Below are 12,713 nucleotides of genomic sequence, written 5' to 3'. Positions count from 1 at the left end.
TCAGGGGATCTCGGCGGTCCGGGGCTCCAGGGTCGTGGGCGCGGCCAGGCCGGCCTCGGGGAGGTCGCCGGGCGAGGCGAACAGCCCCGACCCGGGCGTGGCGCGGCAGATCGCGTCGGCGGCCAGGACGACGGCGCCCGCCGTCCAGGTGGTCCGCTCGATCGGCCAGCGCGCGTCGTCGGCGAAGACGAAGCCGGTCCAGTAGGAACCGTCGTCGTCGCGCAGGTGCTGCATCGCCGCGACCTGCTCGAGGGCGTCGTCCGGCCGCCCGGCCGCGGTCAGCGCCAGGGCGAGCTCGCAGGTCTCCGCGCCGGTGACCCACGGCCGGTCGGAGACGCACCGGATGCCCAGCCCGGGCACGACGAAGGTCTCCCAGGAGGCGGCGAGCCGGTCGTCGGCGGCCGCGCCGGACACCGCGCCCCCGAGGACGGGGTAGTACCAGTCCATCGAGAACCGCGACCGGTCCCCGAAGGCGTCCGGCCGCTCGCGCAGCGCGTCGCCGAGGTCGGCGACGGCCAGCTCCCAGTCCGGCTGGGCGTCCCCGGCCAGCTCGGCGAGGGCCAGCCCGCAGCGCAGCGCCTGGAAGAGGCTGGCGTTTCCGGTCACCAGGGCCAGGTCGTCGGGTGTCCCGTCCGGGCGCAGCGCCCAGCTGATCGCCCCGCCGGGGAGCTGCATGCGCGTGACGAGGTCCAGCCCCCGGCGCACGACCGGCCACAGCTCGGCGACGAGCCGCTCGTCGGCGGTGACCAGCCAGGAGTGCCAGAGCCCGACCGCGAGGTAACCGGCGTGGTTGCTCTCCGCGGCCGGGGCGGTCTCCGCGCCGTCGCGGTACTCGGCGGCCCAGCTGCCGTCGGCCCGCTGCCGGCCGGCGAGCCACCGGTACGCCGCCGCCGCCCGGTCGTGCTCCCCGCCGACGTCGAGCGCCATGGCGGCCTCGACGGAGTCCCAGGGGTCGAGCTGGCCGCCGGCGGACCAAGGGAGCGCACCGTCGGCGTCCTGCTGGCCGGCGATCCAGCCGACGGTCTGCCGCACCTGGGCAGCGGTCAGCACCCCCGGCAGGTCCGGCAGGTCAGCGGGTCGCAGCGGACCGCTCCGGCTCCTCGGCGACGCCGAAGGCCCCCGTGCGGGCGTCGGTCGCCGAGGTGGCGGGCTTGTCGGCGTAGACCACGAAGCTCTTGCCGATCAGCGGGTCGAGCACCTTCTCCACCAGCCGGGTCACCAGCGGACGCGTGGTGAGGTCCCACACCAGGAGCCGGTGGTAGGCGCGCACCAGCGCGGAGTCCTTCTCGACGCCGACGGCGCACTTCAGCCACCAGAACGGGGCGTGCAGCGCGTGCGCGTGGTGGCTCCTCCCCGGGGTGAGGCCGGCGGTGGCCAGCCGGGCCCGCAGCACGTCCCCGCGGTAGATGCGGATGTGCCCGCCCTCGTTGGCGTGGTAGGCGTCCGACAGGGCCCAGCACACCCGCTCCGGGCCGTAGCGCGGCACGGTGACGACGGCGCGGCCGCCGGGCTTGAGCACGCGGAAGATCTCCCGCATCGCCGTGGCGTCGTCGGGGATGTGCTCGAGCACCTCCGAGGCCATGACCCGGTCGACGCTGGCGTCGGGGAAGGGCAGGTGCAGCAGGTCGCCGCGCACCACCTCGTAGCGGGCGCCCTCCGGGGCCTCCCCGGCCTCGGCGATGGCGCCCAGCCAGCGCTTCGTCGTCTCGACCTCGTGCCGGCCCCAGTCGACGGCGACCACGCGGCCACCGCGCCGGTAGGCCTCGAAGGCGTGCCGGCCCTCGCCGCAGCCCAGGTCGAGGACGGTCATCCCCGGCCGGAGGTCCAGCAGGTCGTAGTCGACGGTCAGCACGGCCGCCCCTTCCGCTCGAGGATCTGCGCGTACCACTCGGCCGTGCGCTCGGCCGTGGCCCGCCAGGTGAACAGGTCCAGGACCCGCCGTCGTCCGGCCCGGCCCAGCTGCTCGGCCAGCGACGGCGAGTCGAGCACCAGCTGCAGGGCGGCGGTCAGCTCGCCGACGTCGCCGGCCTTCACCCGCAGGCCGGCCTTGGTGCCGACCACCTCGGGCAGGGCGCCGGCGTCGGTGGTGACCAGCGGCGTCGCGCACGCCATGGCCTCGATCGCCGGGAGGGAGAAGCCCTCGTACAGCGACGGGATGGCCATGACGGTGGCGCGCTGGATGAGCGAGACGAGCTCGTCCTCGGGCACCGGCCCGGTGAAGCGGACGGCGTCGCGCAGGCCCAGCCGGTCCAGCGCGGTCTCGGCGGGTCCGCCGGGCCGGGCACTGCCGACGACGGTGAGCCGGACCGGCCGCTCGGTGCGCAGCTTGGCCAGCGCCTCGAGCAGGTGCACCAGTCCCTTGAGGGGCACGTCGGCGCTGGTGATCGCCAGGATCGAGTCGGTCTCGCGGGGCTGACCGGCCGGCGGCGGGGTGAGCCGATCGGGGTCGATGCCGACCGGGATCACCTGCATGGCGTCTGCCGGCAGCCCCATGTGCGCGGTGATGTCGCGGCGCGAGTTCTCCGACACGGTGGTGACGCCGTCCAGCTGCTGCACGACGCGCGCCTGCATCCCGGTGAAGGCGTACCAGCGGCGGAGCGTGAGCTTCTTGCGCAGCGTGGGGGCGGCGGCCAGCTCCAGCTCGCGGTCGATGGCGATCGGGTGGTGCACGGTCGCGACCGTGGGGATGCCGGCCCTCGTCAGGCGCAGCAGGCCGTAGCCGAGCGACTGGTTGTCGTGCACGACGTCGAACTCGTCGCGGCGGGGGAGCAGGTGGCGGGCCGCCCGCAGGCTGAAGGTGAGCGGCTCGGGGAAGCCGGCGGTGCACATCGTGGCCCACTCCGCGACGTCGATCCAGTCGCGGAACTCCGAGGGGCGGGGCGTGCGGAAGGGGTCGGGCTCCCGGTACAGGTCGAGGCTGGGCAGCCGGCTCAGCGGCACGCCCTCGTCGAGCTCGGGGTAGGGCTGGCCGCTGAGGACCTCCACGCGGTGCCCGAGCTCGGCCAGCTCGCGGGAGAGCGCGCGGACGTAGACGCCCTGACCGCCACCGTGCGGCTTGCTCCGGTAGGACAGCAGTGCGATGCGCAACGACCGTCCCATGGGAGCGGACTCTAACGAGCGGTGCCCGGCGGCCGGACGCCAGCCGGGCGGTGCCACCCGGTCGGGGCTGGCAGGGTGGCGCACATGATCCGTCACGTCGTGGTCTTCACCTGGTCCCCGGACGCCGACGCGGAGCGCCGCGCTGCCACGGTCGCCGCCCTGCGCGCCCTGCGGGAGGACGTCGGCGGCATGACCTCGCTGGTCGTCGCCGAGGACGCCGGCCTGACCGAGGGCAACGCCGACGCAGTGTTGATCGCCGAGTTTCCGGACGCCGAGGCCTTCCGCCGCTACGCGCAGGACCCCGTGCACCTGGCGGTCATCGCCGAGCACGTGCGGCCGATCCTGGCCTCCCGGAGCGCGGTGCAGCACGAGGCCTGAACCGCCGCCGCCGCTGGCTCCCGGCGGTTAGCGTCGGGGCATGTCGACTGCGCACCGTCCCCCCGGACGGCACCGTCTCCCCGGCGCGCTCGCCGCCGGGGTCCTCACCACCGTTCTGCTCGCCGGCTGCGGCGGGGACGGGGACGCCGAGGGACCGTCCGCGTCCTCCACCGCCGCGTCGTCCTCGGCCGAGCAGACGGAGCAGGAGACGACGTCCGACCTCGCCTCCGGCCTGCTGCCGGCCGAGGCGTTCGGTCCGGACGCCACCGTCGCCGCGATCTCGCCCGAGCAGCTGCGCCAGGGCGCCGGCCTCGCCGCGGCCGCCGCGGGCGCGGACATCCAGCCCGAGAGCTGCCGGGCCGCGGTCGAGGGGACCCAGCCCGACCTGGACGACGTCGAGGACGTCGCCGCGCAGACCGCGACCGCCGGCGGGACGTCGACGGTCGAGATGCTGCTCCGCGGCGGCCCGCTCGAGGACGCCGTCGCGCGGATCGGCGAGGCCGCGGAGCGCTGCCCGGAGGCGCAGATCACCCTGCCCGGCGTCGGGGAGGCGGCCCTCACCTTCGAGAACCTCCCGGTCGACGACCTGGGCGACGGGGCGGCCCTGCTGCGCTCCACGACGGTGGTCCCCGGCCCCGACGGCCCGCAGGCCTCGATCCCCACGCTGGTCGGCGCGGTGCAGGACGGCGACCGGCTGCTCCTGCTGCTCTCGATCGTCGCCGACCCCACGCAGCCCGGCGCCGACCTCGACCCGGAGGCGTTCACCGAGCTGCTCGAGCAGGCCTACGAGAGGCAGGCCGACGCGCTGGGCTGAGCCGCCGGTCCACAGGCGGGACGTTCTTCCACAGAAGTCCCGATCCGGCTGCCTCGGAGTCCTGCCGTGGACAGGGTCGTCGGCATGGACCCGTCGACCGCACCCCCGACCGCCGACCGCCCCGAGGTCCGGCTCTCCGATCCCGGTGAGATCGCGGCGGCCCTGCCGCACCTGCTCGGCTTCCGACCGCGGGAGTCGGTGGTCCTCATCGGCCTCGGCGGCCCGTCCGGGGGTCGGGTCGGGCTGACGGTGCGCGCCGACCTGCCGGGTCCGCACGACGCGGCGGGAGCGGCCGTCGTGCTGACCCGGAGCCTGCGCACGGACCGGCTCGACGCCGCGCTCGTGGTCGTCGTCTCCGAGGAGCCCGACGGCGTGGACCCGTGGGAGGACGACGAGCTGCTGGTCGGTGCCGCGCTGCCGCACCGGGCGGTCGTGCACGCGCTGATGCTGGAGCTGGCCGCCGCCGACGTCGCGGTCCGGGACGTGCTGCTCGTCCGCGGCGGGCGGTGGTGGTCCTACGACTGCCCGTATGCCTGCTGCGGGCCCGGCGCCGGAACACCGGTGCCGGGCGGGGTGAGCCCGTTGGCGGCGGCCGCGGTCACGGCAGGGCAGGTCCTCGCCCCCGACCGCGCGGCGCTCGGGGCGCGGCTCGACCCGCCACCGGGCACGCACCAGTTGATGCGGGCGGCCTGCCTGCGGGTGGCGTCGGAGCGTGCGGCCCGTGCCCGGGAGGCCGGCTGGGCGGCGCTGACGGAGGAGTGCTGGACGGTGGTGGTGGGCGCGGTCGCCCGTTCCCGCCCCGGGGTGCCGGCCGCCCCGCTGACCGACGACGAGTTCGCGGCCGTGCTGTGGGCGCTGCGGGACGTCCGCGTGCGCGACCGCGCGCTGTCGCTGGCCCTCGATGACGACGCCGCGGCCGCCGAGGCGCTGTGGACCGAGTGCACCCGCCGGGGCCCGGCACCGCTGGACGCGGCACCGGCCACGCTGCTGGCGGTCAGCGTGTGGCTGCGCGGCGACGGCGCCATGGCCAACGTGGCGCTGGAGCGCGCGCTGGACAGCGACCCCGACCACGCGCTGGCCGGGTTGCTGCGCGAGGGGCTGGACGCCTGCCTCACGCCCGGCGACCTCCGCGAGCTGGTCGAGCGGGCGGTCCAGGGGGAGTGACCGGTGCCGGCCTCAGAGCAGCGCGGGCCGCTGCCACTCCTCGCCCAGCACGTGCTCGGCGAGGAACGCCAGCACCGCCTCGTACCAGACCTGGCTGTTCCCCGGCGTGAGCACCCAGTGGTTCTCGTCGGGGAAGTACAGGAACTTGGACGGGACGCCGCGCTTCTGCAGGGCGTACCAGAGGGCGAGCCCCTCGCCGATGGGCACGCGGTAGTCCTTGTCGCCGTGGATCACCAGCATCGGCGTGCGGATCGCGTCGGCGAACCGGTGCGGGGAGTTCTGCTCGTACCGCTTGGGATCGGTCAGCGGGTCGCCCCACTCCTTCTCCCAGTAGTAGGCGGCGTCGGTGGTGCCGAGGAACCCCTCGAGGTTCCACAGGCTGGCGTGGGTCACGATCGCCTTGAACCGGTCGGTCTGGGTGGCGATCCAGTTGGCCATGTAGCCGCCGAAGGAGCCGCCCATCGCCGCGGTCCGCGTCCCGTCGATCTCCGGGCGCTGCTCGGCGGCGTCCACCGCCGCCATGAGATCGGTGTACGGCGCCTCGCCCCACTCGCCCCAGCCCCGGCGCACGAAGTCCAGCCCGAAGCCCTGGGACAGGGCCGGGTTCGGGAGCAGCACCGCGTAGCCGCGCGCCGCGAGCACCCACGGGCACCAGCGCCACGACCAGGAGTTCCAGCTCATCAGCGGACCGCCGTGCACCCACAGCACCAGCGGCGCGGGGTTCCCGGCCGATGCCCCCTCGGGCAGCACCAGCCAGGACTGCACCTGCGCCCCGTCCGCGGCGGTGGTCGTGAACTCCTGCAGCGTCCCGGGCAGGTCGGCCACGGTGGCCGGGCTGGGCAGCGGCACGGGGTCCTGCATCTCCGCTGTCGGGTCGAGGCGCACCGGGACCGAGGGGGAGTCGTAGGCCGAGCGGAGCGCGAACAGGGCGCTGCCGTCGCGGGCCACCTGCAGGGAGCTGTACGCGCCGTCCCCGGTGAGCCGCACCGGCTCGCCGCCGTCCACCGGCACCCGGAACACCGCGTGGCGGCCCTGCTCGTCGGCCTGGTAGTAGACCGCGGTCCCGTCGGCGCTGAACTGCGGGGCGCTGGGCCAGCGGTCCACGTCCGGGGTCAACTCGCGGGCGGTGCCGTCGGCGACGTCGACGAGCAGCAGCGTGTAGTCCGGCGGGTCGGCGTACGTGGACAGGGACTCCCGCACGCAGACCAGCCGGCTGCCGTCGGGGGAGAAGGCCGCTCCGTAGACGTCGGCGAGCGGGTCGTCGACCAGCACGCGGGTGCCGCCGGTCGCGGTGTCGGTGAGGACCAGGCGGGAGCGCCGCCCCGCGGGCCCGTCGGGTACCTCCTCGGCGCGGGCCAGCAGGCTGCCGTCGGGGGAGAGCGCGACCTCCTCCCCGGAGCCGTTCGGGGGCAGCGCGTCCGGGGTGAGGTCGCGCAGCTCGACCGCGACCGGGCCGGCCGGGTCCTCGTCGGCGGGCAGCCGGCCGGCCCAGAACACGTGCGGCGCCGCCGGTCCCAGGTCGTGGTCCCAGTGCCGCACCGGGTAGGCCTCGTGCAGGATCGCCGTCACCCCCGCGTCGGCTCGAGCCTTGCGCCGCTCCTCGTCGGCCGCCGGCTCCGATCCGCCCGGCAGGGTCGAGGACACGACGACGACGTCGCCGCTGCCGGCCGCCACCGCGAACGAGCCGATCCCGCCCGGCCGGGAGAGCACCGGCCGGGCCTCGCCGCCGTCGGCGGGCAGCCGCCACAGCGAGGGCTTCGGCTCGTCCGCGGGCGCCGTGCCGGGGTCGGGCCGCGCGGAGGTGAACAGCAGCGAGCCGTCCGGGGCCCAGGCGGGCGAGGACTCGCCCGGGGCGCTGCGGGTCAGCCGGCGCGCGGGGCGCCGGCCCTCCGCGTCGAGCTCCCACAGCGCGGACTGCCACTTCTTGCCCTCGCGGTCGAGGGTGACCAGCGAGACGGCCAGCCGTCCGTCCGGGGAGAGCGCCAGCGCACCGATCCGCGGGATCGCGACGAAGTCGGCCAGCCGGTGGAACGGGCTCGGCGCCGGCTCTCGGGACGGGTCGGCGGGAGCGGGCGCGGACGAGGTCACCAGGGCCTTCTCTCACGGGGGAGCGGGGACCCGCCCACCGTAGTGAGGCCCCGCCGCACCCGCCCGCGAGGAAGGCGTCAGCGGTCGCGCCAGGCCGCCCGGAACTCCGCGACGGTCAGCCGGTCCAGCTCGTCGCGCACCGACGCGAGGAGGTCCCCGGCGGTCAGCGGCTCACCGGCCGGCACACGGAGCACCTCGTGGCCGTCGTCCCGGCGCGTGACCACCACGTCGTGCACCGAGGGGCCCGGCACCAGCTGCCACAGGACCTGGCTCAGGAAGGCGCCGCCGACCCTGGCCAGGTGCCGCAGCCGGCTTCCCCTGCGGGGCAGGAGCTCCGCGGTGAGGACGTCGGCGGCGCGGGGCCCCGGAACGGCGTCGCCGTCCGGTTCCCGCCCGCTCACGTCCACCGCCGAGGGCTCGTCAGAGCAGGGGAGCGGCCTTGATCGGGGTCAGCTCCTCGTCGACCGCGCTCACGAACATGTGCTGGGCCACGCCGACCGGCAGCACGTAGCCGTCCAGGCTGACCGAGCCCTCGACCAGCTGGGCGGTCATCCTGACGCCCGGGCGCACCCCGTGGTCGGCGAGGGCGCGCAGCAGCTCGGCGTTCTCCTGCAGCTGCTCGCTGATCCGCCGGACCACGATCGGCCGGCCCTCCGCGCTCGCCGTCGACGACAGCAGCGTCAGCGAGTCGAGGACCGCCGAGGTCTCGCCGCCCATCGGCTCCTCGCCGCGCAGCGCCTCGAGGCCGGGGATCGGGTTGCCGAAGGGGGAGACCGTGGGGTTGCCCAGCAGCGAGAGCAGCCGGCGCTCCACCGCCTCGCTCATCACGTGCTCCCAGCGGCAGGCCTCCTCGTGGACGTCGGCGTAGTCCAGGCCGATGACGTCGACGAGCAGGCACTCGGCCAGCCGGTGCTTGCGCATGACGGCGGTGGCGACCTGACGGCCCTCCTCGGAGAGCTGGAGGTGCCGGTCGCCCTCGACGGTGAGCAGGCCGTCGCGCTCCATGCGGGCCACCGTCTGGCTGACCGTGGGGCCGCTCTGGTGGAGGCGCTCGGCGATCCGCGCGCGCAGCGGGGTGATCCCCTCCTCCTCCAGCTCGAAGATGGTCCGGAGGTACATCTCCGTGGTGTCGATGAGGTCGTTCACTCGCACTCCTCCGTGTCGGCGGACAGTCTACGGGGCCGACGGCCCCGGACCCCCCTGCGCACGGCGGCCTCGGTGCCCCGCGCGGGTTCCGGCCACCCGGTAGCGTCCCGGCCGAGCGGGCGCGCCGGGGCGCCGGCAGGGGAGGGGGCCCGTGAGCGACTCGATCGCCGTCGTCTGGGACGACGCGCTGCTGGGCTACACCATGGGCGGGGACCACCCGCTGCACCCGGTGCGCCTGGACCTGACGATGCGGCTGGCCGACAGCCTCGGCGTCCTCGCCACCGACCGGCTGCGGGTCATGGCCCCGACGCCGGCCGGCACCGAGCTGCTGACCCTCGTGCACGACCCCGCCTACCTGGAGGCGGTCCGCCGGGCGCCCACCGACCCGGGAGTGGGTCACGGGCTGGGCACCTCGGACAACCCCGTCTTCGAGGGCATGTACGACGCCGCCGCCCTGATCACCGGCGGCAGCGTGCTCGCCGCCCAGCAGGTGCACAGCGGCGCCGCGCAGCACGCGGTCAACATCTCCGGCGGCTTGCACCACGCCATGCGCGGGAGCGCGTCGGGGTTCTGCGTCTTCAACGACGCCGCCGTCGCCATCGCCTGGCTGCTGGCCCAGGGATACGAGCGGATCGCCTACGTCGACCTCGACGTCCACCACGGCGACGGCGTCCAGGCCGCGTTCTACGACGACCCCCGGGTGCTGACCGTGAGCATCCACCAGACGCCGCTCACCCTCTTCCCGGGCACCGGCTACCCGGAGGAGACCGGCGACCCGGACAAGGCGCTCGGCAGCGCGGTCAACCTGGCGCTGCCCAACGGCACCGACGACTCCGCCTGGCTGCGCGCCTTCACCGCCGTCGTGCCCAGCGTCCTGAAGGCCTTCGAGCCGCAGATCATCGTCACCCAGTGCGGCTGCGACGCCCACCACGAGGACCCGCTCGCCGACCTGGCGCTCACCGTCGACGGCCAGCGAGCCAGCTACAAGGCCATGCACGAGCTCGCCCACCAGCTCTGCGACGGCCGCTGGATCGCCCTGGGCGGCGGTGGCTACGGACTGGTGCGCTGCGTGCCCCGCGCCTGGACCCACCTGCTCGCCGAGGTCAGCGGCACCCCGCTGGACCCCGCGACCGAGATCCCCGAGTCGTGGCGGGACGACGTCGTCCGCCGGGGCCTGCGCGCGCGCCCGCCCACGCACATGACCGAGGGCGGGTACACCGGCTTCTCCCGGTGGGACACCTTCACCGAGTCCCGCGTGGACCGGGCGATCATGCGCACCCGCCGCGCCGCCTTCCCCTACTTCGGCCTCGACCCGGACGACCCCCGTGACTGAGCAGACGACGCCTGAGGAGGTCCCGCCGCCGCCGCCGGGCTGGGAGGCCGACATCGTGGCCGCCGACGGCGGGACGGTGCACCTGCGCCCGATCTGCCCGGACGACGCCGAGGGCCTGACCGGGCTGATGGAGCGCAGCAGCGACCAGACCCGCTACTACCGCTTCTTCGGCCCCATGAAGCGGCTCTCGGACAGGGACCTGCACCGCTTCACCCACGTCGACCACGACAAGCGGGTGGCGTTCGTGGTGCTCCTCGGGGAGCAGGTCATCGCGGTGGGCCGCTACGACCGGTACCCCGGCACCGACGACGCCGAGGTGGCCTTCCTGGTGGAGGACGCGCACCAGGGGCGCGGTCTGGGCTCGGTGCTGCTGGAGCACCTGGCCGCCGCCGGCCGGGAGCGGGGCATCCGTCGCTTCGTCGCCGAGGTGCTGGCCCAGAACAGCAAGATGGTCCGGGTCTTCCGCGACGCCGGGTACAAGCCGGAGCGCTCCTACGAGGACGGCGTCGTCCACCTGACCTTCCCGATCGAGCAGACCGAGGACGCCCTCGCCGTCGCCTACGAGCGGGAGCAGCGCAGCGAGTCGCGCTCGATCGCCCGCCTGCTCACCCCGTCCTCGGTCGCCGTCGTCGGCGCCAGCAACGACGAGGGCAAGCTCGGCAACGCCCTGCTCCGGCACCTGCTCGACTACGGCTTCGCCGGACCGGTCTACCCGGTGAACCCGGGTGCCCGTCACGTCCGGGGCGTGCCCGCCTACGCCGACATCGAGTCGATCCCCGACGACGTCGACCTCGCGATCCTCGCGGTGCCCGCCGACGAGGTGGCCCGCGTGGTCGAGGCCTGCCGCCGCAAGCGGGTGCGCGGGCTGGTGGCCGTCTCCGGTGGCTTCGGCGAAGCCGGCCCCGAAGGGCGCGCCCGCGAACGCGAGCTCGTCGCCGCCGCCCGGGCCTCGGGCATGCGCGTGGTCGGCCCCAACTGCCTCGGCATCGTGAACACCGCGCCCGACGTGCGGCTGAACGCCAGCCTCGCGCCGATGGTGCCCGGTCGCGGGCGGGTGGGGTTCTTCGCCCAGTCCGGGTCGCTCGGCGTCGCGCTGCTCGAGCGGGCCCGCAGCCGCAACCTCGGGCTCTCCTCCTTCGTGTCCGCCGGCAACCGCGCCGACGTGAGCGGCAACGACCTGCTGCAGTACTGGGCCACCGATCCCGGCACCGAGGTGGTGCTGCTGCACCTGGAGAGCTTCGGCAACCCCCGCAAGTTCGCCCGGCTCGCCCGCACGGTCGGGCGCACCAAGCCGGTGGTGGCGGTGAAGAGCGGGCGGCACGTCCAGGTCACCCGCGGGCTCGCCGCCACCTCGGTCGCGGTGCCCGAGCAGTCCGTGGCGGCGCTGTTCGCCTCGGCCGGCGTCATCCGGGTGGAGACGGTGGCGCAGCTGTTCGACGTCGGCACGCTGCTGGCCCACCAGCCGCTGCCGGCCGGCCGCCGGGTGGCGGTGGTCGGCAACTCCACCGCGATCGGGTGGCTGGTGGCCGACGCCGTCCTCGAGGAGGGGCTGGAGCTCGCCCGCGCGGAGCCCGAGGACATCGGTGCGGGCGGCACGCCCGAGGACTTCAGCGCCGCGCTCCAGGCGGCGGTCGACGACGACGGCGTCGACGCGGTCGTCGCGGTCTTCCTCCCGCCGCTGATGGCCGGCTCCGCGGAGTTCGGCCCCGCCCTGCGCGAGGTGGCCCGGCGGTCGGCCAAGCCCATCGTGGCCAGCTTCCTCTCCACCGAGGGCGTGCCCGAGGAGCTGGCGGTCCTCGATGACGACGGCCTGCCCGGGCGCGGGTCGGTGCCGTCCTACTCCACGCCGGAGCGGGCGGTCATCTCGCTGGCCAAGGCCGTGGAGTACGCCGAGTGGCGGCGCCGGCCGGTCGGTGACGTCCCCGAGCTGCCCGACGTCGACGAGGCGGCGGCGCAGCGCATCGTCCGGGGGGTGCTGGCGGAGACGCCGGCGGGGCGCGAGCTGACCGACGAGGAGCTGCTGGCGCTGCTGGGGGCCTACGGAGTCCCGCTGCTCGGCACCCGGACCGTGACCGACGCCGAGGCGGCGGTGGCCGCCGCCGAGCAGGTCGGCTACCCGGTGGTCCTGAAGTCGACCGCCCCCTGGCTGCGGCACCGCTCCGACCTGGGTGGGGTGCGCCTGGACCTGGCGGACGCCGACGCGGTGCGGGCAGCCTTCGCGGCCATCCCGTCCGGCGACCCGGTGATCGTGCAGGAGATGGCCGCCCCCGGCGTGGCGACGGTCGTGGAGATCGTCGACGACCCGTCGTTCGGTGCGCTGGTGAGCTTCGGCGTCGGGGGAGTGGCCACCGAACTGCTCGGCGACCGCGCGTTCCGGACGCTGCCGCTGACCGACCTGGACGCCGCCGAGCTGGTCCGGGCGCCGCGGGCCTGGCCCCTGCTCGACGGCTGGCGCGGCTCCGAGCCGGTCGACACCGGCGCGCTCGAGGAGCTGCTGCTGCGGGTCGCTCGGCTGGCCGACGACCTGCCCGAGGTCCTGCGGCTGACCCTGGAGCCGGTGATCGTCGGGCCGCCGAACCCCTGGCACGGCGGGCGTTCGCTGGTGGTCGCCGGCGGGACCGCGCGCGTCGGCCCGCCCACCGCGCGCGTGGACCCCGGTCCCCGCCGGATGCGGAGCCCCGTCTAGCGGAC

At 75.6% G+C, this 12,713-nt stretch carries 11 protein-coding genes; 5 read left to right on the top strand and 6 right to left on the bottom strand.

Annotated elements, in window-relative coordinates:
* The 3 genes from DQ244_RS15755 to DQ244_RS15745 are packed head-to-tail and all read right to left on the bottom strand — an operon-like array spanning position 1 to position 3,099.
* Entirely contained in the window at positions 1-1,050 is a 1,050-nt protein-coding gene (locus tag DQ244_RS15755) for a prenyltransferase (RefSeq protein WP_233491625.1), read from the bottom strand.
* A gap of 19 nt (positions 1,051-1,069) precedes the next feature.
* Positions 1,070-1,852 (bottom strand): class I SAM-dependent methyltransferase, encoded by a 783-nt coding sequence (locus tag DQ244_RS15750; protein ID WP_113812457.1) that lies wholly within the window; start codon positions 1,850-1,852, stop codon positions 1,070-1,072.
* Positions 1,846-3,099 (bottom strand): glycosyltransferase family 4 protein, encoded by a 1,254-nt coding sequence (locus tag DQ244_RS15745; RefSeq protein ID WP_113812456.1) that lies wholly within the window; start codon positions 3,097-3,099, stop codon positions 1,846-1,848. Before DQ244_RS15745 ends, DQ244_RS15750 begins: the two co-directional genes overlap by 7 nt.
* Before the next feature lie 84 nt (positions 3,100-3,183).
* Between DQ244_RS15745 and DQ244_RS15740 the strand changes: the two genes are divergently transcribed.
* From DQ244_RS15740 to DQ244_RS15730, 3 genes are all read left to right on the top strand, one after another.
* A complete protein-coding gene (locus tag DQ244_RS15740) occupies positions 3,184-3,477 on the top strand; it encodes a Dabb family protein (protein ID WP_113812666.1) in 294 nt (97 codons plus the stop codon).
* A gap of 40 nt (positions 3,478-3,517) precedes the next feature.
* On the top strand, positions 3,518-4,291 hold the full coding sequence (locus tag DQ244_RS15735; protein WP_113812455.1) for a hypothetical protein: 774 nt from the start codon (positions 3,518-3,520) through the stop codon (positions 4,289-4,291).
* Between the two features lie 66 nt (positions 4,292-4,357).
* Positions 4,358-5,455, top strand: a complete 1,098-nt coding sequence (locus DQ244_RS15730; protein WP_233491617.1) for a DUF4192 domain-containing protein — start codon at positions 4,358-4,360, stop codon at positions 5,453-5,455.
* 12 nt (positions 5,456-5,467) lie between these two features.
* Here the strand turns inward: DQ244_RS15730 and DQ244_RS15725 are convergent, their stop codons facing one another.
* The 3 genes from DQ244_RS15725 to DQ244_RS15715 form a co-directional block, all read right to left on the bottom strand.
* Entirely contained in the window at positions 5,468-7,543 is a 2,076-nt protein-coding gene (locus DQ244_RS15725; protein ID WP_113812454.1) for a S9 family peptidase, read from the bottom strand.
* Positions 7,544-7,620: 77 nt separating this feature from the next.
* On the bottom strand, positions 7,621-7,944 hold the full coding sequence (locus DQ244_RS15720) for a hypothetical protein (protein ID WP_147251541.1): 324 nt from the start codon (positions 7,942-7,944) through the stop codon (positions 7,621-7,623).
* A 19-nt stretch (positions 7,945-7,963) separates the two neighbouring features.
* Positions 7,964-8,689: a metal-dependent transcriptional regulator gene (locus DQ244_RS15715; RefSeq protein WP_113812452.1), complete on the bottom strand. Its 726-nt coding sequence runs from the start codon at positions 8,687-8,689 to the stop codon at positions 7,964-7,966.
* Positions 8,690-8,840: 151 nt separating this feature from the next.
* On the opposite strand from DQ244_RS15715, the gene DQ244_RS15710 reads away from it, so the two are divergent.
* On the top strand, positions 8,841-10,022 hold the full coding sequence (locus DQ244_RS15710) for an acetoin utilization protein AcuC (protein ID WP_113812451.1): 1,182 nt from the start codon (positions 8,841-8,843) through the stop codon (positions 10,020-10,022).
* Positions 10,015-12,708, top strand: coding sequence for a bifunctional GNAT family N-acetyltransferase/acetate--CoA ligase family protein (locus DQ244_RS15705; RefSeq protein ID WP_113812450.1), 2,694 nt, complete (start codon positions 10,015-10,017; stop codon positions 12,706-12,708). Before DQ244_RS15710 ends, DQ244_RS15705 begins: the two co-directional genes overlap by 8 nt.
* The last annotated feature ends 5 nt before the right edge of the window (positions 12,709-12,713 follow it).

Origin of the sequence: Blastococcus sp. TBT05-19 (assembly GCF_003319095.1) — a bacterium.
Lineage (GTDB): Bacteria > Actinomycetota > Actinomycetes > Mycobacteriales > Geodermatophilaceae > Blastococcus.
This window is presented reverse-complemented; position numbering and strand designations above follow the sequence as displayed.